The organism is Paraburkholderia phenoliruptrix (assembly GCF_902859825.1).
In the GTDB taxonomy this organism is placed as follows: Bacteria; Pseudomonadota; Gammaproteobacteria; order Burkholderiales; family Burkholderiaceae; genus Paraburkholderia; species Paraburkholderia phenoliruptrix.
Map to the genome: position 1 here is coordinate 159,829 of NZ_CADIKB010000011.1, position 20,790 is coordinate 180,618.

At 63.7% G+C, this 20,790-nt stretch carries 16 protein-coding genes and 2 pseudogenes; 10 read left to right on the top strand and 8 right to left on the bottom strand.

Going from position 1 to position 20,790, the window contains the following annotated elements; all coding sequences use genetic code 11:
* The first annotated feature begins 166 nt into the window (after window positions 1-166).
* From HV711_RS14430 to HV711_RS14455, 6 genes are all read left to right on the top strand, one after another.
* Complete coding sequence (locus HV711_RS14430) at window positions 167-1,534, top strand: MFS transporter (protein ID WP_035482573.1); 1,368 nt, start codon at window positions 167-169, stop codon at window positions 1,532-1,534.
* Window positions 1,535-1,655: 121 nt separating this feature from the next.
* On the top strand, window positions 1,656-2,366 hold the full coding sequence (locus tag HV711_RS14435) for a type IV pili methyl-accepting chemotaxis transducer N-terminal domain-containing protein (RefSeq protein WP_035482571.1): 711 nt from the start codon (window positions 1,656-1,658) through the stop codon (window positions 2,364-2,366).
* Between the two features lie 250 nt (window positions 2,367-2,616).
* Entirely contained in the window at window positions 2,617-4,071 is a 1,455-nt protein-coding gene (gene aldA / locus HV711_RS14440) for an aldehyde dehydrogenase (protein WP_035482613.1), read from the top strand.
* A 161-nt stretch (window positions 4,072-4,232) separates the two neighbouring features.
* A complete protein-coding gene (locus HV711_RS14445; protein ID WP_035482570.1) occupies window positions 4,233-5,603 on the top strand; it encodes an MFS transporter in 1,371 nt (456 codons plus the stop codon).
* Window positions 5,604-6,821, top strand: coding sequence for a mandelate racemase/muconate lactonizing enzyme family protein (locus HV711_RS14450; protein ID WP_035482567.1), 1,218 nt, complete (start codon window positions 5,604-5,606; stop codon window positions 6,819-6,821).
* A gap of 65 nt (window positions 6,822-6,886) precedes the next feature.
* On the top strand, window positions 6,887-8,548 hold the full coding sequence (locus HV711_RS14455; RefSeq protein WP_035482564.1) for a GMC family oxidoreductase: 1,662 nt from the start codon (window positions 6,887-6,889) through the stop codon (window positions 8,546-8,548).
* Between the two features lie 104 nt (window positions 8,549-8,652).
* On the opposite strand, the gene HV711_RS14460 is transcribed toward HV711_RS14455, so the two are convergent.
* Both HV711_RS14460 and HV711_RS14465 read right to left on the bottom strand, forming a co-directional pair.
* Window positions 8,653-9,585 (bottom strand): LysR substrate-binding domain-containing protein, encoded by a 933-nt coding sequence (locus HV711_RS14460; protein WP_035482560.1) that lies wholly within the window; start codon window positions 9,583-9,585, stop codon window positions 8,653-8,655.
* A 215-nt stretch (window positions 9,586-9,800) separates the two neighbouring features.
* Complete coding sequence (locus tag HV711_RS14465) at window positions 9,801-10,166, bottom strand: hypothetical protein (protein ID WP_015002563.1); 366 nt, start codon at window positions 10,164-10,166, stop codon at window positions 9,801-9,803.
* 328 nt (window positions 10,167-10,494) lie between these two features.
* On the opposite strand from HV711_RS14465, the gene HV711_RS14470 reads away from it, so the two are divergent.
* A complete protein-coding gene (locus tag HV711_RS14470; protein WP_035482558.1) occupies window positions 10,495-11,118 on the top strand; it encodes a glutathione S-transferase family protein in 624 nt (207 codons plus the stop codon).
* Between the two features lie 142 nt (window positions 11,119-11,260).
* On the opposite strand, the gene fabV is transcribed toward HV711_RS14470, so the two are convergent.
* Complete coding sequence (gene fabV, locus HV711_RS14475) at window positions 11,261-12,457, bottom strand: enoyl-ACP reductase FabV (RefSeq protein WP_035482557.1); 1,197 nt, start codon at window positions 12,455-12,457, stop codon at window positions 11,261-11,263.
* Window positions 12,458-12,722: 265 nt separating this feature from the next.
* On the opposite strand from fabV, the gene HV711_RS14480 reads away from it, so the two are divergent.
* On the top strand, window positions 12,723-15,266 hold the full coding sequence (locus HV711_RS14480) for a penicillin-binding protein 1A (protein WP_035482555.1): 2,544 nt from the start codon (window positions 12,723-12,725) through the stop codon (window positions 15,264-15,266).
* A gap of 46 nt (window positions 15,267-15,312) precedes the next feature.
* On the opposite strand, the gene HV711_RS14485 is transcribed toward HV711_RS14480, so the two are convergent.
* A complete protein-coding gene (locus HV711_RS14485; RefSeq protein ID WP_035482554.1) occupies window positions 15,313-16,665 on the bottom strand; it encodes an MFS transporter in 1,353 nt (450 codons plus the stop codon).
* Window positions 16,666-16,958: 293 nt separating this feature from the next.
* Between HV711_RS14485 and HV711_RS14490 the strand changes: the two genes are divergently transcribed.
* Window positions 16,959-17,288, top strand: coding sequence for a hypothetical protein (locus tag HV711_RS14490; RefSeq protein ID WP_035482553.1), 330 nt, complete (start codon window positions 16,959-16,961; stop codon window positions 17,286-17,288).
* 14 nt (window positions 17,289-17,302) lie between these two features.
* Here HV711_RS14490 and HV711_RS14495 read toward each other — a convergent pair whose 3' ends face one another.
* The 4 genes and pseudogenes from HV711_RS14495 to HV711_RS14510 all read right to left on the bottom strand — a co-directional run bounded on the left by HV711_RS14495 (window position 17,303) and on the right by HV711_RS14510 (window position 19,679).
* A complete protein-coding gene (locus tag HV711_RS14495; RefSeq protein WP_035482551.1) occupies window positions 17,303-17,806 on the bottom strand; it encodes a cupin domain-containing protein in 504 nt (167 codons plus the stop codon).
* Window positions 17,803-18,499, bottom strand: a pseudogene (locus HV711_RS14500) (FMN-dependent NADH-azoreductase). The gene HV711_RS14495 and the pseudogene HV711_RS14500 overlap by 4 nt, the downstream one beginning before the upstream one ends.
* A gap of 343 nt (window positions 18,500-18,842) precedes the next feature.
* Window positions 18,843-18,974, bottom strand: a pseudogene (locus HV711_RS14505) (DUF1924 domain-containing protein); the annotation flags it as partial.
* 144 nt (window positions 18,975-19,118) lie between these two features.
* Window positions 19,119-19,679: an acyltransferase gene (locus HV711_RS14510; protein ID WP_035482549.1), complete on the bottom strand. Its 561-nt coding sequence runs from the start codon at window positions 19,677-19,679 to the stop codon at window positions 19,119-19,121.
* Window positions 19,680-19,996: 317 nt separating this feature from the next.
* On the opposite strand from HV711_RS14510, the gene HV711_RS14515 reads away from it, so the two are divergent.
* Window positions 19,997-20,521: a hypothetical protein gene (locus tag HV711_RS14515; RefSeq protein ID WP_035482546.1), complete on the top strand. Its 525-nt coding sequence runs from the start codon at window positions 19,997-19,999 to the stop codon at window positions 20,519-20,521.
* The last annotated feature ends 269 nt before the right edge of the window (window positions 20,522-20,790 follow it).

Consider the following 20,790-nt stretch of genomic DNA (forward strand, 5'->3'; position numbering starts at 1 on the left):
GGTTTCAGGCTTCAGAAGCACGCAGTTCGGCATCAATAGCGGCCCCCGTGGCATACACGTTGCATTGACAGCGCGGGGTCAAACATTGTGATCGTTCCGGTGTGCCGTGCGGGATGCGGCATGCGGTGAGCCGGTCGATCGAAAATCAGTTTAATTAGGATGTCTGATGAAAAACGTGATGAGCTCGCTTAAGAGCGGCGACTGGCGCGCGTTGGTGGCGTGTTTCCTCTATTTCGACACCGGCTTCACCGTGTGGGTGCTGTACGGCCCGCTTGCGCCGTTCATCAGCAAAAGCATTTCCATGACGCCTGCGCAGCAGGGCCTGCTCGTCGCCGTACCGGTTCTCTCGGCGGCGATTCTGCGCGTGACGCTCGGCAACCTCTATCAGTCGGCCCACGGCAAGCGCATCGCGCTGCTCGGCGTGCTGCTCTCGGCCGTGCCGACCATCGTACTGCCGGTGCTGCCGTTCGTGCCGTCGTACACGCTGTTGCTGGTGCTCGGCGTGTTCCTCGGCGTCGGCGGGGCGAGTTTCGCGGTTGCTTTGCCGATGGCGGGCAGCAACTATCCGCCGAAAGTGCAAGGCCTCGTGCTGGGCCTTGCCGCCGCGGGCAACATCGGTGCAGTGCTGGACGGCTTCCTGTTCCCGCAACTCGCCACGCACTACGGCTGGCAGATGGCGACGGGCGGCGCACTGCCGTTGCTCGCGATCGCTGCGATCACACTCTATTTCTGGGCCAACGACTCGGGCGTGAAAACCGGCAGCGTGCTGCGCGCGTTCGGCAGTTTCGTCGTGACGCTCGTCGGTCTGATCGTGCTCGTGCTGCTCGTCGAAGCAGGCATTTTCGGCGCGGGCAAGACGGGCGTGCTGCTGTTGCCCGTCATCGGCGCGCTGCTCGCAATTGCGGTGCTGCCCAAGCGCTATCGCGCGGTGCTGGCGGAGCGCGATACGTGGGTCATCATGCTCGTCTATAGCATCACGTTCGGCGGTTTCGTCGGCATGTCCTCGTATGTTTCGCTGCTGCTCACCAACCTCTATCAGCTTTCCAAAATCGACGCGGGCCTTTTCATGGCGCTGCTTGCGGCAACCGGCGCGCTGGTGCGTCCGCTCGGCGGCCTGATTGCCGACAAGGTATCCGGCGTGCGCGCACTCACCGTGCTGCTCGCAACGATCTCGCTCGCCGACTTCGTCTTCGCCGCGCTCATGCCGACGCTCGCCGGCGGCATTGCGTTGCTGGTGTGCCTGTATGTGGCGTTCGGGCTCGGCAATGGTGCGACGTTCCAGCTCGTGCCGCATCGCTGGGCTGGCCGAACCGGCTTGATGTCGGGCATCGTCGGTGCAGCGGGCGGGATCGGCGGCTTTTATCTGCCGGTGGTGATGGGCATCGCGAAGGAAAGCACCGGGTCGTATCAGATGGGCTTTGCGACTTTCGGTGCGCTCGCTGCCTGCGCGTTCCTCGCAATCGTTGCGCTGCGCCGGCCGTGGATGGCGTGGTCGATGCAATCGGCCGCTCTGCACGCTCATGCAACCGAATGACGCAACGCGCCCGTATGTCATGCTGAGTGCGAGGCAATAACGCGGTGCATCGACGGCTGCTCCGGCGCGCAACGACAAGCGTGCCGGCGCAGCCGCGCCGATCGGGTCTTCAGAAGTAGCTATGCTCACAACACTAGAACGGTTTCAGACAACGAAGTCCGATGCAGCGGAAGCGGACGGCGTGTCCAACGAAGTATTGAGCTCGTTGATCAACATGGCCGGGCGTCAACGCATGCTTTCGCAGCGCATCGTTTTCAAGGCGATGCTCGCGCTGCGCCACAGCGACGGCGCACTCGCCATTGCTCAGGACACCTTGCGTACCTTCGCGGACAGTCATGCGGCGCTCATGCAAGGCCGCGACGGTTTGCCTGGGCTCTTTTCGCCGGCGCTGCGCGAGGCCTTCCATGGGAAGGAGAACGATACGCGCGACGGCAGGGGTACCGTCGCGAACAAAATCGCCGATTTCATCGCCCTGGCGTCGGCGGCGCTCGACGCGATTGCGCGCGACTCGGCCCGAGCCGATGACGCCGTGCTCGCGCTGATCGCTTCAGCCGATCCGCTGCTGAGCGACCTGCATAGCGTGACAGCGGTCTACGAACAGGAAAGCCGGCGAATTGCGCGCGTGCAGAAGAAGGAACAGCAGCAACTGATCGACCGCATCAAGTCGATCGCAAAGGAAGCGCATATCGTGTCCTTCAACGGTCAGATCGTGGCGAGCCGCACGAATGTGACGGGCCGCGAGTTCGCCGTCGTGGCAGGCGTGATGACTTCCATCACCAGGGAACTCGAAGCCGTGGTGAGCGCGTTCGTGAAGAAGACCGCGTCGGCCTGATCTCTGCGTTGCCGCTTTCCGCCCGGCAGTTTGTCCGGGCGTGCACCGGTATGTGCCGTTCAGCTCGAAGTTCTGGGCTCGCGTATGAGGCACATCCCTGGATAAACGTGATTTTTTCGAATGTTTGTCCCGCGAATTACTCGCTTGTGGCCGCTCATGAGTGCGACAAAAATTCCGTCCATGCACTTTCGCATGCAGCCGGACACCTCCGGCCATGCGTTTCCGCAAGCAGAAAAAGAAGGAGACGAACATGCGACTCGACCGGAACTATGTGAACGGCCGCTTCCTCGAGCCAGCCGCGGACGCGGGCTCACCCGGGAGCCAGGAGCACATCGCCGTCTACAACCCGGCGACCGAAACGCTCATTGCGCACGTCACGGCGGCGACCCGCGCAAACGTCCTTGCCGCGGTAAATGCCGCCGCGCTCGCGCAAAAGGCGTGGCGCAAGCTGCCGTCCGTCGAACGCGGGGCCTGGCTGCACAAGCTCGCGGACGCGCTCACCGAATGCGCGCCGGCCATCGGCGCGGCGCTGGCACTGGAATCGGGCAAGAGTCTCGCCGACGCCACGAACGAGGCGATATACGCCGCTCAGATCACCCGTTACCACGCCGAGTGGGCGCGTCGCATCGAGGGCGAGGTGATTCCGAGCGACACGCCCGACGAAAACCTCGTCCTGCATCGCGAGCCGATTGGTGTGGTCGCTTGCCTGATTCCGTTCAACTATCCGGTCTACACCTTCATGCGCAAGGTGGCGCCCGCGCTGATCGCGGGCAACACGGTCGTCGTGCGCCCGAGCAACAACACGCCGACTTCGGCGTTCGAAATCGCGAAGGCAGTGGAGAAGGCGGGTCTGCCCGCGGGCGTCGTGAACATTCTCGCAATGGACCATGCGAGCGCCGAGACGCTTTGCACGCATCCCCGGGTCGGCATGATCACCTTGACGGGCAGCGTGGCCGCGGGCCGCAAGGTGCTCGAGTATTGCAAGGCCAACATCGCGAAGCCGTCGCTGGAACTGGGCGGCAAGACGCCCGCCATCATCGAGGCGGATGCTGATCTGGAGAAAGCCGCGCGCGAACTGGTCGCCTCGAAAACCACGCACTGCGGGCAGCTTTGCACGGCGATCGAGCGCGTCTACGTACACGAATGCGTGCATGACCGCTTCGTCGCGCTGCTCAAACGCCACATGAGCGCGGTCGAATTCGGCGACCGCAGCGAGCATCCGTCGCTGATGGGACCGCTCGTCAATGAAGCGTCGCGTCAGTCGATTCACGCGATGGTCGAACGCGCCATCGCGGCCGGCGCCACCTTGGAGACGGGCGGCAAGCTGCCGGCGTCGGCGCGAAGTAAGGGCTTCTTCTATCCGGCCACGCTGCTGTCGAACTGCCGCCAGGACATGGAGATCGTGCAGGAAGAGACCTTCGGCCCCGTCATGCCGGTCATCCCATACCGCACGCTCGACGAAGCACTGGAGATGGCCAACGACCACCAGTTCGGCTTGTCCTCGGTGCTGTACACGGAGAACTATCGCAGCGCGATGAAGATCGCGAACGGCATCGAGGCCGGCGAACTGTACATCAACCGCACGCCGGCCGACCCGTATCAGGGCTTTCACGCGGGCTGGAAACGTTCGGGTCTGGGCGGCGACGACGGCAAGCACGGCATGCTCGAATTCACGCAAACGCGTCTTGTGGTCATGAGGTACTGAGTCCGGCCGGCGCGCGCCGCGCCGTGCAGGACTATGTGCAAGGCGCGGCGCGCGCTGGCCCTGCATTCGTCGACACGCAGCGAAACCGCTGCGATTCAAAACAAAAGAGATTGGAGACCTATGGGCCGCGGATGCGGCACGGCGTCTCCCAGGAGGCTCACGTGTCATCTCACCCCGCTCGTCCCGCTTCGAACCCTGCCGCGCTCGCGTTGGGCGCCACAGCGCAAGCTGCGCACCACGACGCCCAGGTCACCAGGGCACGCCGATACACGCAATTGATGCTGCTGGTTCTCGCCGCCGGCGCGATCTATCCGATCCTCTATCTGCGGCAGGTGTATCAGCCGACCATGCTCGAGGTTTTCCATATCACCGACAGCCAGCTCGGCTACCTGTACTCGTCGCTCGGCACGATTTTTCTGCTGAGCTATCTGCCGAGCGGCTGGCTCGCGGATCGCCTCGCGCCACGCATGCTGATCTGTTTTTCGCTGATCGCCACCGGCGCACTGGGGCTCTGGTATTCGACCGCGCCTTCGTTTCAGATGCTGATGGTGATCTTCGGCGGCTGGGGTTTGTCGACGGGCTTGACGTTCTGGGCCGCCGTCATCAAGCGGGTGGCGACCATCGCCGGCGCCGGCGAGCAGGGCCGCTTCTTCGGTCTGCTCGACGGCGGGCGCGGGCTTATCGAGGCGATGCTGGCGACCGTCGCGATTACGCTCTTCGCGTGGGCCACGCAGACAAAGGGGGAATCCGTCGCGACGGGTTTCCGGATAGTCGTCTATCTGTACGCGTTTTTGTGCATCGCGCTGGGTATCGTGCTCGCGCTGGTGAAGGATCCGCAAGGCGGAGTGCACGCCGACGCCGCGCACGGAACGCATGACGCGAATCGTGTCGCAACGGGCACGCGTCGCGGCAACGTCCTTGCGGACCTTGCGACGCTCGCGAAAATCCCGGCGCTGTGGCTCGTGGCGGCCATCGTGTTTTGCGGCTACCAGGTGTTCTGGGCGACTTACAGCTTCTCCGCCTATCTGCACGAAGGCGATATTGGCCTGACGGTCGTGATGGCCGGCACGATTACCACGCTGAAACTGTGGATGCGGCCAATCGGCGGAATCGGCGGCGGCTTTCTCGGCGACCGTTACTCGAAGGTGTCGGTGCTGGTTATCGCGCTGTTCCTCGCAGCGCTGTCGCTCGGTGCACTGATGGCGGCGCCCCGCATTTCGAGCCATGTGCTGCTGGTTTTCCTCGTGCTCTTCATCGGCATTCTGACCTACGCGATTCGCGGGCTCTACTGGTCGCTGCTGGAGCGCTGCAACATTCCCGTCTCGACAGTGGGCCTCGCCATCGGCCTCATCTCCGTACTCGGTTACTCGCCGGACGTGTTTCTGCCGCTCATCAACGGCTATCTGACCGAGAGGTTCCCGGGCGTATTCGGCTATCAGCTGTACTTCGGCTATGTGGCCGCAATGGCGGCGCTCGGCGGTTGTGCCGGGCTGGCATTGAGAAGCCTGCTTAACAGGAAAGAGGGTGCATAAATGAAAGTGGTCTCGCTCGAAACGCATGTGGTGGCCGTGCCGCCGCCGCATCTCGGCGGCATGTACTGGATCTTCGTCAAGCTCAAGACCGATTGCGGCATTGAAGGCGTCGGCGAAATCTATTCGGCGACGTTCCACCCGAAAGCGATGACGCCTATCGTCGACGACGTCTTTGCCCGCTATCTGCTCGACCGTGATCCGCATCATGTTGAGCGGCTGTGGCGCGAAGCCTATTCGAGCGGCTTCACGCAACGCCCCGACCTGACGATGATGGGTGTGGTGAGCGGCCTCGAAATGGCGTGCTGGGACATTATCGGCAAAGCGGCGGGCAAGCCGGTGTACGAGTTGCTCGGCGGCATGGTCAATCCGCGCCTGCGTTCGTACACGTACCTGTATCCGAAGAACGCACGCGGCGAATACGACTACGACGATCCCGACCTCGCCGCCGAATGCGCCGCCGCGAACGTGAAGCGCGGCTTTACCGCGGTGAAGTTCGATCCGGCCGGGCCGTATACCGCGTACTCGGGCCATCAATTGTCGCTGGACGTGCTCGATCGCTGCGAGACGTTTTGCCAGCGCGTACGCGAAGCGGTAGGCAGCAAGGCGGACCTGCTGTTCGGCACACATGGGCAGATGGTGCCCTCATCGGCGATCCGGCTTGCGAAGCGCCTCGAAAAATACGACCCGCTGTGGTTCGAAGAGCCGGTACCGCCCGGTCAGGAAGATGCGATGGCGCAAGTCGCGCGCCACACGAGCATTCCGGTTGCAGCTGGCGAGCGGCTTACTACGAAGTACGAGTTTTTCAGGCTGCTGCAAGCGGGCGCGGCGTCAATTCTGCAATTGAACGTGGCGCGCGTGGGCGGGCTGCTGGAAGCAAAGAAAGTCGCGGCGCTCGCCGAGGTGTACTACGCGCAGATCGCGCCGCATTTGTACAACGGTCCGATCGGCGCGGCGGCCAGCATTCAACTCGCGGCCTGCACGCCGAACTTCCTGATTCAGGAAAGCATCGGCACGTGGGACGGTTTTCATGCAGCAGTGCTGAGGAAACCGATTCAGTGGGAGAACGGCTACATCATTCCGTCGGCCGAGCCCGGCCTCGGCGTCGAATTGAATATGGAAGTCGTTGCGCAGCACACGCCGTACACAGGCGAGCGTCTGCATCTGCAAATGGCCGCGCAACCGGCCGACGTGAAAGACCTGGCGCCGGCCAAAGGCTGAACATGCGTTCAGCATCCTGCTGCATTCAACCTTTTTGAGCTGAGCGCCGTCTGGCGACAAAGAGCATGAACTACGATTACATTATTGTCGGCGCGGGTTCGGCGGGCTGCATTCTCGCCAACCGCCTGTCGGCGTCGGGCCAATACTCGGTGCTGCTGCTCGAAGCGGGCGGCAAGGACAGCTCGTTCTGGTTCCGGGTCCCGGTGGGCTTCACCAGGACCTACTACAACGAAACCTATAACTGGATGTATTACAGTGAGCCCGAAAAGGAACTCGGCAACCGGTCCCTCTACTGCCCGCGCGGCAAGGTGCAGGGCGGCTCGGGCTCGATCAACGCGATGATCTACGTGCGCGGCCAGCCGGCTGATTTCGACGATTGGGCCGCCGCCGGCAACCCCGGCTGGGCATATCGCGACGTGTTGCCGTATTTCCGCAAGCTCGAATCGCATCCGCTCGGCAATTCTCCCTACCACGGCGCCGAGGGCCCCATCCGTATTTCGCCGATGAAAGACGCCGCGCACCCGATTTGTCATGTGTTCCTGAAGGGCTGCGATCAGGCGGGCTATGCACACAGCGAGGACTTCAATGGCGCGCAATTCGAAGGCGCCGGCATTTACGACGCGAATACGCGCAATGGAGCGCGTTCGTCGAGCAGCTTCGAATATCTGCATCCGGCGCTGGCGCGCGAGAATCTCAAGGTCGAACACCACGTATTGGTCGACCGGGTGCTATTCGCGGGCAAGCGGCGCGCGATCGGCGTAAGCGTGACGCAAAACGGCGCTGCGCGGCGTTTCATGGCGAATCGCGAGGTGATTTTATGCGCGGGGGCAGTGGATTCGCCAAAGCTGCTGCAACTCTCCGGCGTTGGCGATACTGCACTGCTCGCGAAACACGGCATCGCGACGGTCAAGGAACTGCCGGCGGTCGGCCGCAATCTGCAAGATCATTTGTGCGTGAGTTTCTACTACCGCGCCAACGTGAAGACGCTGAACGACGAGATGCGGCCGCTTCTCGGCAAGCTCAAGCTCGGGCTGCAATATCTGTTCACGCGCAAGGGGCCGCTTGCAATGAGCGTCAATCAGTCGGGCGGTTTCTTCAGAGGCAGTGAGCAGGAGACGCAGCCCAACCTGCAGCTTTACTTCAATCCACTGTCGTATCGCATTCCGAAGAGCAACAGAGCGACGCTCGAACCGGAGCCGTACTCGGGTTTCCTGCTCGCGTTCAACCCGTGCCGGCCAACGAGCCGCGGTTCGATCGAGATCGCGTCGAATCGCCCGGAAGACGCGGCCAGGATTCGCCTGAACGCGCTCACCACGCAAAAGGATATCGACGAGGTCATTCAAGGTTGCGAGCTGGTGCGCAAGGTGATGGCCTCGCCGGCACTGAAAGCGATCACCGTCGAGGAAATCTCACCGGGGCCGCAGGTGGCGACGCGCGAAGGCTTCCTGCAGTATTTCCGCGAGCAGTCGGGCTCCATCTATCACCTGTGCGGCTCGTGCGCGATGGGCGACGATCCGCGCAGCTCGGTCGTGGATGCGCGTTTGCGCGTGCATGGCATGGACGGTTTGCGCGTGGTCGACGCGTCGATCTTTCCGAACATCACCTCCGGCAATATCAATGCGCCGACCATGATGGTCGCGGAGAAGGGCGCCGACCTGATTCTCGAAGACGCGGCAGCCGAAGCCGCGCGTGCGCGCGATCTGGCGGAGCTGGCCAGCGCGGCTTGACGCCGGTCGCGCCCGTTCCGGCGCGTCAGCGCGCCGCGCCGGCGAGCTCTGGCCGGCAAGCTTCCCCACGCGTGCAACTCCAGCGACCGCACTCGCCGCCGCGCCTACACGTCGCCCAGCGGCACGGCCTCCGAAGTCTCGAACGACCGCTCGCCCAGCCAGATCTCCTGTTGGAGCCAGTCGCGAAACAGCGCCACGTGCGGCAGCTCGTCCTGCCCGGCGCGCGTGACGAGCCAGTACGACTGGTGGCCGTCCGCATGCACGTTCAGCACCTGCACGAGCCGGCCCTCGGCGATTTCGCGGGCGACCATGTAACGATCGGCAATCGTCACCCCGAGCCCGTCGATGGCCGCACGGATCGCATGGTCGAGCAGATCGAATTCGTAACCGCCGCGCGTATCCACGTTGTCGATACCGGCAGCCTTCAGCCAGTGCTGCCACGTGAGGTAGCGCTGGTCTGCGTTGGCCAGCACGTGCAGCAGCGTGAATTCGTTGAGATCGATCGTCGCGCGGCCGGCCTGGCGCGCGAGCAGCGCCGGCGCGCAGACGGCCACGTGGCGCTCGTTCATCAACAGACGATTGTCGAAACCTTCCCATTCGCCATTACCGAAGCGGATCGCGCAGTCGAGCGCACCGGATTCCGCGAGCTGGTCGTCGAGGCGGGTGGACAGACTCAGTTCGAGGTGCGGATGCGCATCACGCAGCCGGCCTAGGCGCGGCATCAGCCAGCGGCTCGTGAAAGTGGGCGGAGCGTTGATGCGCAGCCGGTTGCGATGTGTTTTCTCCTGCAGGCTGCGCACGGTGAGTTCGATGCGGTCGAACGATTGCTGCAGCGCTTGCAGCAGCACGCGGCCGGCCGCCGACAGTTCGAGATGGTGGTGATGGCGTTGCAGCAGTGTCTCGCCGATCTGCGCCTCCAGTTGACGCACTTGCCGGCTCACCGCGCTTTGCGTGACGTTCAGCAATTCCGCGGCGCGGGTAAAGCTGCCCGTGCGGCCAGCCACTTCGAAGGCTTTGAGCGCGTTCAGCGCCGGCATTTTGCGTTTCAAGATATCGGACGGGGAGAGAGAAGCGCGGTGCGCAAGGTGCCCGGTATTCTAGCGGTTGGAGCGCACGGGACGATGCGCTGTCGCGGCGTTTTTGCCGGGCTCCGGCACGGGTTTCCTGCCGCGGTTTGACGAGCCCGCTGGTGTGGGCGCGTGTCGGCGCGCCTTGCCGCGTCTGCTATCCGAAACGGGCGCGGCGCCGCAAATCAGTCCGCCGTGCGCCGGTCCGCCAACGCTTTCTCGCAGTCGGCCAGAACCTGCCGGACCAGCCTCGCGTCCGGATCGAGTTCGTCGGTATCGAGAATTTCCTCGACGGCGTCGCGCGCCCAGTCGGTGTCGACGAAACGCGCGTGTCGGCGCGCGATTTCGAGCGCCGTTGCCGACAACTTCGCAATGGAGAGCCAGTCGGCTTCGCGCGCGCGCCGGTCGAGCCATTTGTGGGCGGCCTGCACGTGGAACGCCGCGTCGGGCCAGTCCTCGTTGAGATAGTAGGCGCCGAGGCTGCCGCATGTGAGCCAGCACAACAGCTCCAGACGGTCCCGCGGGCTCAGGTGGTGGCGTACATCACTCATGGCGACGCTCGCTGCGGTAAAGTGCTCTCCGGGGGAGGCGGCGCGCGGCCGTCCTCCGCATTTATTAACAATATCACGCAGAATTCACCAGCGGCAATTCCCGGGCGTACCCTGGCGCACGCTGCGTTTCCGGCCGCGGCAGGCGTGCTGTCAACGGCGCCTCCCGAGGGCGCCGGCCGGTCTCCCCCGTCGTTCGGCCGGCACGCTGCAACCTCACGGAAGCGCCGTGCGCGGTTCCATGCGCGGCCCGCTGCCGTGCGGCGCCCCGGAGCGAAAAATCCCCGAACGCGCTAACGTAACGTTTTCACCACCGTCTCATTCGACCACCATGCTGCAGATCCTCGGCAAGCCGTCCTCCATCAACGTGCGCAAGGTGCTGTGGACCTGCGCGGAACTCGGGCTGCCGTTCGAGCGCGAAGACTGGGGCGCGGGATTCCGCCCGACCCATGTGCCGGAATTCGTCGCGCTCAACCCGAACGCGATGGTGCCCGTCATCCGGGACGGCGACTTCGTGCTGTGGGAGTCGAACTCGATCATCCGCTATCTTGCCGGCCGTTACGGCGGCGAGTGGCTCTACCCGGTTGACGCGCGCGAACGCGCCCGGTGCGATCAGTGGATCGACTGGCAGGCGAGCGAACTGAACCGCTCGTGGAGCTACGCGTTCCTCGCGCTGGTGCGGCAGTCGCCGGCGCATCGGGATGCAGCGCAGATCGAGGCGTCGCGCGCGAGCTGGGCGAAGCACATGGCGATCGTCGAAGGGCAGTTGCAGCGCACCGGTGCGTTCATCGCCGGCGAGGCGTTCTCGCTCGCGGACATTCCGATCGCGCTGTCGATCAACCGATGGCTGGAAACCCCGATCGCACACGACGATCTGTCGGCAGTCGACGCCTATATGTCACGCCTCGCGGCGCGCGACGGTTATCGCGAGTATTGCCGCAACGGCACGCCGTAAGGGCTGCTGCCTAGGTAACGAAGCGGGGAAAGGGAAGAGCGCTGGAGGCGGGGGCTGACCCGCCCCGCATCCGCGAAAAGAGAAAAAGAGGAAAAGAGGCGCAGCAGAAAAGCAAGAAAAGCGGGCAAAAGCCCGCCCAGACTCAGACTTGAACGAGCCGCGGAATCTGCACGTCCGGATTGACGTCGGCCTCGTAATCGACGCCCTCGATCTCGAAACCGAAAAGACGCAGGAAATCGGTCTTGTAGCCGGCAAAGTCCGTGAGTTCGTAGAGGTTGTCGTTCGTGACCTTGTCCCACAGCGCTTCCACCCGCTGCTGCACCTCAGGGTCCAGTTCCTTGTAGTCGGCGCGCAGACGGCCCTCGTCGTCGAGATGCGGCGCCGGGCCGTACAGGCTCTCCTTGTAGAGCCCATAGACCTGCTCGATGCAGCCTTCGTGCGTGCCTTTTTCCTTCATCACCTTGAAGAGCAGCGACAGGTAGAGCGGCATCATGGGAATCGCGGAGCTGGCCTGCGTCACGACCGCTTTCAGCACCGACACGCGTGCGTCGCCGCCTTTGGCCGCGAGTTTCGCGCGGATACCGAGCACTTTCTGGTCGAGGTCCTTCTTGGCGGCGCCGATCGACCCGTTCCAGTAGATGTCGTGCGTGATCTTCTCGCCGAGGTAGGTGAACGCGGTCGTCTTCGCGCCGTCCGCGAGCACGCCCGCTTCCAGCAGCGCGTCGATCCACATCTGCCAGTCTTCGCCGCCCATCACCGCGACCGTGTGGTCGATCTCGGTTTGGGTGGCCGGTTCGAGCACCGTTTCCTTAATGACTTCCTTGTCCGTGTCGATGCCGCGCAGCGTCACGGCCTTGCCGACCGGCTTCAGCGTGGACGTGAACACCTCGCCCGTTTTCGGATGCGTGCGCTTGGGCGCGGCAAGGCTGTACACGACGAGGTCGACCTGGCCGAGGTCGCGCTTGATGATTTCAATGGTGCGCGCCTTCACGTCGTCGGAAAACGCGTCGCCGTTGATGCTGGTTGCGTACAGGCCCTCCGCGGTGGCGAACTTCTCGAATGCCGCGCTGTTGTACCAGCCGGCCGTGCCGGCTTTGGTCTCGCTGCCGCCGCGCTCGAAGAACACGCCGAGGGTGGCCGCGCCCGAGCCGAACGCCGCGCTGATGCGCGCGGCGAGGCCATAGCCGGTGGACGCGCCGATCACGAGCACCTTTTTCGGACCGTTGGCGATGGGACCGCGTGCCTTGACGTAGTCGATCTGTTCCTTGACGTTGGCCTCGCAGCCCGTCGGATGGGTGGAAACGCAGATGAAGCCACGCACGCGCGGTTTGATGATCATGAAGCACCTCTTGTCGGAATTGGCGACATTATAGTGGCCCCCGGCGGCTGCGGGCAGCGGCGCGGCGGGGCTAGCCGCGTGCGGCGCCTGGCGCGCAGCGTGCCCAGCCGCGCGGGATCGGCGCAAGGCGCGGCAAGCAGACGGCAAGCAGACGGCAAGCAGGCCGCGGGTCGCAGGTGCCCCCCCGGCAAAACGTCCCCGCAAAAATCGGCCCACGTCGCACATCTTGGTACGATTCAGCCTTTTCCCGCAGACGGTAGCCAGTGTGAAGCGTCTTATTCCCCTGATTCTCGAGACACTCGACCGAGGTCTGACCCGCGCGAACCCGCTCGTGGCCGGCGCGCTGTGGCACCTGCGCCACCCGACGCGCCGCGGCTTCCTCAAGGCGTGCGCCGCACTGCCGCTGCTCTTCGTGCTGTATGTGCTGATCCTGATCCCGTTCACACCCGGCATCGGGGACATTCGCAAGGCGAAGATCGAGCAGCCGGCGCGCATTCTCTCGGCGGACGGCAAGCTGCTCGCCGAGTTCAAACCGTCCAATCGCGAGTGGGTCAAGCTGAAGGACATCTCGCCGAATGTCGTCAACGCGCTGATCGCGACCGAAGATCATCGCTTCTATCAGCATTTCGGGCTCGACTGGCGGCGCACGGCGTCGGCGGCGCTGCACACCTTTTCCGGCGACCGGCAGGGCGGCTCGACGATCACCCAGCAACTCGCGCGCAACCTGTATCCCGACGAAATCGGCCGCGCGCCGACGCTCACGCGCAAGCTGAAGGAAGCGATCACCGCCTTCAAGATCGAGGCGCTCTACACGAAGGACGAGATTCTCGAAACCTACCTGAACACCGTGCCGTTTCTCTACAACGCGTACGGCATCGAGATGGCCGCGCGCACGTATTTCGACAAATCGGCGTCGGAGCTGAACGTGCTGGAAAGCGCGACGCTCGCGGGCATGCTGAAGGGCAACAGCTATTACAACCCGGTGCTGAACCCGGAGCGCGCGCTGCAGCGGCGCAATACGGTGCTCGGGCAGATGGTCAAGTTCGGCAAGCTCACGCCCGCCGCGTACGAGACGCTCAGAAAGAAGCCGTTGCGCATCGACTTCGAGCGCCAGACGGAGCCGCCGGGACCCGCGCCACATTTCACGCAGCAGCTGCGCAAATGGCTCGCGGCATGGGCCGATCGCAACGACTACAACATTTATTCGGACGGCCTCGTGGTGCGGACCACGATCGATTCGCGTCTGCAGACCATGGCGACCCAGGCCGTGAACCTGCAGGGCAACCAGTTGCAGGGTCTCGCGAACGCGGCATGGGGCAGCCGCAATGGTTGCTCGAACGGCAAGGAGTTGCTCGCCACTTTTCTGCGCGAAACGCCCGACTACCGCGCGGCAAAAGACGCGGGTCTCGCCGACGACGAAGCGCTCAAGCGCGTGTCGGCGAACCGCAGCCTCGTGCAGTCCGTGTGCGACTCGAAAACGCGCGTCCAGGCCGATTTTCTCGCGATGGACCCGCGCAACGGCCAGATCAAGGCGTGGGTCGGCAGCCGCGATTTCAGCCAGGACCCGTTCGATCACGTGCAGCAGGCGCGGCGCCAGCCGGGCTCGACCTTCAAGCCGTTCGTCTACGCGGCAGCCTTTGAGGCAGGGGCGAAACCCAGCGACACCTTGCTCGACCAGCCCGTCGACATTCAACTCACGGGCGGCGAAGTCTGGCGCCCGAGCGACGAAGACGACCCGACCGGGCGGCCCATCACGCTGCGCGACGGCCTCGCGTATTCGCGCAACCGCATTACCGCGCAGCTGATGCAAAGCGTCGGCCCGAACAAGGTCGCGCGGCTCGCGCGCGCAATGGGCGTGCGCGACAGTCCGCTCGAGGCGGTGCCGTCGCTCGCCTTGGGCACGAGTCCCGTCACGCTGAAGGAAATGGTGTCGGCGTACTGCACGATCGCCAACCTCGGCGGCTACGTGGAGCCGGTGATGGTCACCCGTATCGAAGACCGCAACGGCGAAGTGCTGGCCGACTTCGCGCCCGCGTCGCCGCAGCAGGAACTGCCCGCGGATGCCGCGCGCACGCTCGTCGACGTGATGCGCGACGTCGTCAATCGCGGCACCGGGGCGGCGATCCGCAGCCGCTTCGGCGTGCGCGGCGACGTCGCGGGCAAGACGGGCACGACGCAGGGCAACGCGGACGGCTGGTTCATCCTGATCCATCCGCAGCTCGTGGCCGGCGCCTGGGTGGGGTTCAACGACAGCCGGGTGACCTTGCGCAGCGACTACTGGGGGCAGGGGGCGCATAGCGCACTGCCGATCGTCGGCGACTTTTTCCAGCGCGCGCAGCGCTCCAAGCTGGTCGATACCCGCGTCAGGTTCGCCACCGAGCAGCAGCCGGGCTGGTTCGCCGAGCGCTCGGAGCGGTTGCGGGCGTGGTTCCAGCAGCTGTTTCCGTCGACGTCGCCAGCGCTGAAGCCTGGCGGGGCCGTCGCTACCCGCGATACGACGCGGCGTGCGCCGGTCGTGGCGGCTTCGTCGGCGGCGTCGGTGGCGTCGGCGGCAGAAGGTCCGGCTGACGCGGCGTCGGCTGCCGCGGCGTCGGGCGCATCAGCAACTGAAGCATCACGCGCGCTGCCGCCCTTGCTCACGGCGCCCGGTGCCGCTTCGAGTCCCGCAGCGCTCGACGAGCCGGTTCACGGCGAAGCGCGCGGCGCGGGCACGGCGGCGTCCGCGCCGACCCCGACGCCCGACGATGTCGTGCCGCCGGACGCAGTGGGCGCCGACGGGCAGGCAGGCGGAACGAGCGCTGCGCAGTGAGCGCCGCCGGCTTCCTGTCGCCGGGCTCGCCCCGCTCCAACTCAGCCTAATATTCCGCCACTCCGGGCCGCGCGGGCGCTGCGCGCCCGACTGCGCCCGCCGATGTCTCCAGCGACGCATCGTGATGCAGCAGCAGCGCGGCCGCCGCGCCGACGAGCCCTGCGCCCGCCAGACACAGCAGGCCCGCACCGAAGCCGCCGGTACTGTCCTTGATCCAGCCCATCGCGTAAGGTCCGAAGAATCCCGCCAGGTTGCCGAGCGAATTGATCGCGGCGATGCCGCCTGCCGCCGCGGCGCCCGACAGAAACGCAGCCGGCAGCGTCCAGATGACGGGCAGGCAGCCGAAAATACCGAACCCGGCGATCGACAGCGCGATCATTTTTTCCACCGGATTGTCGAGCCCCGCCGAGGCCGCGATGCCGGCTGCCGCGACCGTCAGCGCAATTGCCACATGGCGCTTGCGTTCGAGCTTGCGGTCGGAATGACGCCCCCACGCCACCATGCTGATCACGCCGACGATATACGGCAACGACGTCACAAAGCCCGTCTGCAGGTTGGTCAAACCGAACGACTTGACGATTTGCGGCAGGAAAAAACTCAAGCCGTAATTCGTTGCGTTCGCACCGAAGTAGATCAGTGCGATAGCGAGCACGCGCGGATTGAAGAGCGCTTCCTTCACGCTGAACGCATGCGCGGCCTCCCGATGCTCGCGCTCCTGCTTCTGGCGCGCGACGAGCCATTCCCGTTCGTCGGCGGCGAGCCAGCTTGCGTCGGCCGGCTTGTCGGTCAAATAGAACCAGACCGCGAACGCGAGCAGCAGGGCGGGCAGCGCTTCGATCAGATAGACCCATTGCCAGCCGGCAAGGCCGGCGAAGCCGTCCATGGAGAGCAGGGCGCCCGAAATCGGGCCGCCTATCACCGTGGAAAGCGGAATCGCCGCCATGAAATAGCCGACGACACGGCCGCGATACGCCGCAGGAAACCACAATGTGAGCAGGAAGATGACGCCGGGAAAGAAGCCCGCCTCGGCCACGCCGAGCAGAATGCGCAGGCTGTAGAACACATGGGCGGCCGACAGTCCCGTGTATTGCGCGATATGTGGGATATACGCCATTGCGCCGGCCAGAATACCCCACGTGAACATGATTCGCGCGATCCACCGGCGCGCGCCGAATTTCTCCAGCAGCAGGTTCGACGGCACTTCGAAAAAGAAGTACGCGATAAAGAAAATCCCCGCGCCAAAGCCGAATGCACTCGCCGACAGCCCGAGCGCCTTGTTCATCTGCAGCGCGGCAAAGCCGACGTTCACGCGGTCCAGATAGGCGATGAAATAGCAGACGATCAGGAACGGCACGAGCCGAACCGTCACACGTTTCATGGTACGTGCTTCGAGCTCCATGGATGTCTCCTCCAGTTCATGGTCCGGATGGTTCTCAAGATGTCGTTACAGACTAGTCGCTCGGCTCCGATTCGGGAAGTGCTTTAAGCAGTTCATGCACGCCAATACGCATAAGCGTCGCTCGCGCCATGCACGAGGATTGTTCGGGCGACGGCAACAGTGTTTTCGAGCCGTGAGGCTGATCTCGCGCGGAAGATTCCGGATAATTCGATTCGGAGAAAAAACGAACCCGTCGGTCCGCGTGACTCGACAAGCGGTCACGGAACGATCAGATCAGCAGGCGCAGGTACATCATGTTGAACAAGCTTCGCGATTGGGCGCGCGTCGCCCTGACGGCACTCGCGGCGCTCGCGGTGCTCACGACGGGCGGCGCGCTGGCCGGTTGCGCGTCGTCGACGCACGTCGTCGCCACCGAAAAACCCGGCACATACACGGTCGCCGCGAGCGCGGCGGGCGGGCGCATGGCATGGGCGCGCGCGCACGCAGAGGCGCTCAACGAGGCGCGCGATTACTGCGAGCGCCTCGGCATGCAAAGCAGCATCAATGAAGAATCGGTGAGCGGGGTGGCCATGCTGACCACCCACGCTTCGTCGGTGAACTTCGAATGTCATCCGAAGTTCTAGGGCGAGGAGGGCGGTTACTTATGGTCGAAGGTCACGAGCTTGTTGTCATTCGTGTCCGCGACGAAAATGGCGAGCAGTCGGGCCGGTTCGGAATCGCTCGCGTTTTCGCTCACGGTGTGATGCGCGCCCGGCTTCTCGATCCAGTGTTCGCCAGCATGAAAGACCCGTGCGTTACCACCGTTCACGCCGCTGCGGATCGCGCCTGACAGCACATACGCGACCACGAAGGCTTTCCCATGCCGGTGCGGCAACGACTTGCCGCCCGGTGCGTAGTCGACCACGAGCGCGGTCATTTTTTTGCCGGGCACGTTTGCGATCGCTTCGGCGAAGGCGGGCGTGATGGTTTCGTGAGCTGCGGCTGTGGTTGCGTTCGCATTTGCTGCTGCGGCTGCATGGGCATCTGAGTTTGTGTTTGCGTTGGCGTCTGCGGCGAGCGCGGATTGCGATGTTGCGAGCATGCTGGAAGTGGCGAGGACTCCAGCGGCGATAAGGGTGCGCAGCTTCATTTGCGGGTTCATTGCGCGATCTCCGAGTCGATGTCCTGATAGCTTGCCGCGTCCTGCGTGTTCGCATTCGAAGCCGGCTTTGCCCAGCTTGCCGCGACCGCCGTCAATTCGTGGCGAGCGCGCTCGAGCGCTTCGGCTCGCGCTTCCTGATTCGCGAACTGCAACGGCTGCGCGTCGACAAAAGTCGGCGTCGCGACGCCGAGGAAACCGAACGCGGCCTTGAGCGCGGGCGTGAGCGCGTCCATGGATGCGTACGGCGAGCCTGGCCGCAAGTCCGCGCCGCGGCTCGTGATGAACAGCACTTTCTTGCCCGCGAGCTGACCGACGATCGCACCGTCCGGACCATGCGCGTAAGTCACGCCCGCGCGCGAAATGGCGTCGACGAACGCCTTGAAGACGGACGGCATCGACCAGTTGTACATCGGGCATCGCGAACACGAGCGCGTCGGCGGCAAGCACGCGTTGGCACAGCGCATCGGACGCCGCAAGCCGCGCCTTCATGGCCGGCGTGCGCTCGTGCGGCGGCGCGTACGTCGCAACGGCGAAAGCTTCGTCGACGTGCGCCGGCGGATTGGCGGACAGGTCAAGATAATCGACTTCAAGGTTGACGTGTTCGGCGCGCAGGCATTCGAGAAAATAGCGGCTTAGCGCGCGTGAGTTGGAACGCTCGCGTTTGGCGCTCGCGTCGACGTGCATCAGCTTCATCACCGGTTTCCTTGGAGGTTAATGGGAGAAGCTCAGATTAGTCGTCGGGGTGGCCTTGGGAAATGACCGATTTTTGGAGATTTGAGGTGACCGGTTGGGCGCTTGTGGCGGACATTACTAAAAGAGCCGTCACATACAATCGGTTGATAATTTATATTATGTCAAATGTTGGAGCTAACGAAACGAAGGCACTTATTCACGCCGGCTGCGATCGCCGGTAACGCCGACCTCACTGAGCTCGCCTGCCCACAGAGCGCAGCGCCCGCGCCTGCTCCGGCAATAGCAAAGCGAAGATTCATCTGCCTGTCCTTCAGAAAGTGGTCCATGGAAAAGGAGGCGCCCGCTATGGCTCGAGCGTCATCAGCCAGTTCACAAGGTCAGCCTTCTCCGACGCCGTGCATTCCCGCCCCACCACGTCGCCGCAGTTGCGGCGGGACCACTTCTCTGTCTTTGCCGCGTCGGTGAATCGACCTGAGTCAACGCAGGCGGATCGGTATCAGTCAATGAGCGCCAGGAGGATGGTGGATCTGCGCGGGCCATGAGCCGCTTTTGAAAGAATGCGCGATCTCTCGAATGACCCGCGATTGTTATGTCTTCCTGAAGAAAGCGAGCTATCAATCTAGCGACGGATCCAGCCATCCGGTACTTCGAAGGTCCTGATCACTCGTGCCGGTGTACCAGCGGCAAGGCTCCTCGCCGGGATTGCGCCGGTGACAATGGAGCCGGCCGCAATGACACTGTGGTCGCCAATAGACGCTCCTGCCAGAACCATGGAGTTTGCACCGATCCAGACGTTGTTCCCAATCGATACCGGTGCCTCGGTTAGCGGCTCATCCGGGCATACCTGATGAAAGTGAGTGTCGTAGATATAAACCATGTCTCCAATCTGGACGGAGTGGCCGATTTTGATCGATTTCGCGGCACATAAAACGATACCGTCGTTAAATAATGCGTCGTCGCCTACTTCCAGCACTGCGTCCTTGAGGACGGTTAAATGCTGCCGAAGACGAAAGGAGCGAAAGCAACAGTTCTTTCCAAGCCTGACCTGCCCTTCACCCGCGAAATCGGGAAAATATCCGTCGATGACGGGGCGTCCGGCACATTGGATGGTCCGCGGTCTGACAAGGGAATAGAGATGCCCCTTAAGACGGGATCTATTCATCATATTACTGAGGTCCATTTCTTGTATTCCTTGGAGCAATGCCTCGACAATAAGGATCGGCTATGACAAATCGAGCCTTCGATGGTTCGCGTCAGGCACGCACTCCGGGAAACAGAAAGTTCGCAGTACTGAAACTGTCGGGTCGAACTATCCACAGATCAGGCAGCTGAGTGGCAGAAAAAACGTACCCGGATCGGCGGCCTCCCCCGCTTGTCGCAGCCAACCCAGCACCTGCTCGGCCGATCTCAGATGGACTCGCAAATGGTAGTCTGTCATTGTCCTTTCTGTTGCAGGCCAATGGAGCAGTCTTCGGTGGACGCCTGGACTATTTCATCATGTGGAAACGCCTGGCGGCATCCATGCTTATCGTGTTCGGCACGGCGGTTGTTTCACCGCTCACGCTTGCCGATGTCACGGCTCGCCAGAAAGAGATTGCGCAACACGGTGCGGACGTAATGCCGTTTTCGCTCGCGGCCACCACCCACATCTTTACGAAGACCGCTGACGGTGGCACCCAGCGGGTCGTCACGAAACATCCCGACGCCAAGCAGACCGCCCTGATCCGCCGGCATCTCGCCGCCATCGCGCATCGCTTCTCAGCAGGCGATTTCGGCGCGCCGGAGCAGATCCACGGCAACGACATGCCCGGCCTCGCCGCCTTGCGTACGGCCCACCGGGGCGAGCTTACGATCGACTATCGCGACGTGCGCGACGGCGGGGAAATCGTGTATCGCAGCAGGCAGCCTCGTCTCGTCGCGGCGCTACACGACTGGTTCGATGCGCAGTTGTCCGATCATGGGCACGATGCAATCGCAGGGCACGACGCGGACGCGATGCATCACCATCCGGCAGGCAAATGAACGCCGTCAGCACGATTCAGGCAAAAGGCAACTGCCGAACCCTCCCTCGTCTGCAGGCCGCTGATTCGAGCGCAAGCTGGCAACTTGGCTACGGACACGCCGCGCACCGCGTCGCGAGACGGATTGGCGGACGCTCTTGCGAGAAAACCTGTATGGATGTATGGGCTATCCATTTAGCTCCACTTGCGCCATGATCGGGTAGTGAGCGAACTCAAGCATACCCCGACTGCCGGTGAAGATTTCCCTCGAACATGGAGCCAGTTTCTGGA

What these genes read in the sequence shown, in the direction of transcription:
- HV711_RS14430 (WP_035482573.1), top strand. Translation starts at nt 167, where the DNA reads ATGAAAAACGTGATGAGCTCGCTTAAGAGCGGCGACTGGCGCGCGTTG.
- HV711_RS14435 (WP_035482571.1), top strand. Translation starts at nt 1,656, where the DNA reads ATGCTCACAACACTAGAACGGTTTCAGACAACGAAGTCCGATGCAGCG.
- aldA (WP_035482613.1), top strand. Translation starts at nt 2,617, where the DNA reads ATGCGACTCGACCGGAACTATGTGAACGGCCGCTTCCTCGAGCCAGCC.
- HV711_RS14450 (WP_035482567.1), top strand. Translation starts at nt 5,604, where the DNA reads ATGAAAGTGGTCTCGCTCGAAACGCATGTGGTGGCCGTGCCGCCGCCG.
- HV711_RS14455 (WP_035482564.1), top strand. Translation starts at nt 6,887, where the DNA reads ATGAACTACGATTACATTATTGTCGGCGCGGGTTCGGCGGGCTGCATT.
- HV711_RS14460 (WP_035482560.1), bottom strand. Translation starts at nt 9,585, where the DNA reads ATGCCGGCGCTGAACGCGCTCAAAGCCTTCGAAGTGGCTGGCCGCACG.
- HV711_RS14465 (WP_015002563.1), bottom strand. Translation starts at nt 10,166, where the DNA reads ATGAGTGATGTACGCCACCACCTGAGCCCGCGGGACCGTCTGGAGCTG.
- HV711_RS14470 (WP_035482558.1), top strand. Translation starts at nt 10,495, where the DNA reads ATGCTGCAGATCCTCGGCAAGCCGTCCTCCATCAACGTGCGCAAGGTG.
- fabV (WP_035482557.1), bottom strand. Translation starts at nt 12,457, where the DNA reads ATGATCATCAAACCGCGCGTGCGTGGCTTCATCTGCGTTTCCACCCAT.
- HV711_RS14485 (WP_035482554.1), bottom strand. Translation starts at nt 16,665, where the DNA reads ATGGAGCTCGAAGCACGTACCATGAAACGTGTGACGGTTCGGCTCGTG.
- HV711_RS14490 (WP_035482553.1), top strand. Translation starts at nt 16,959, where the DNA reads ATGTTGAACAAGCTTCGCGATTGGGCGCGCGTCGCCCTGACGGCACTC.
- HV711_RS14495 (WP_035482551.1), bottom strand. Translation starts at nt 17,806, where the DNA reads ATGAACCCGCAAATGAAGCTGCGCACCCTTATCGCCGCTGGAGTCCTC.
- HV711_RS14510 (WP_035482549.1), bottom strand. Translation starts at nt 19,679, where the DNA reads ATGGACCTCAGTAATATGATGAATAGATCCCGTCTTAAGGGGCATCTC.
- HV711_RS14515 (WP_035482546.1), top strand. Translation starts at nt 19,997, where the DNA reads ATGTGGAAACGCCTGGCGGCATCCATGCTTATCGTGTTCGGCACGGCG.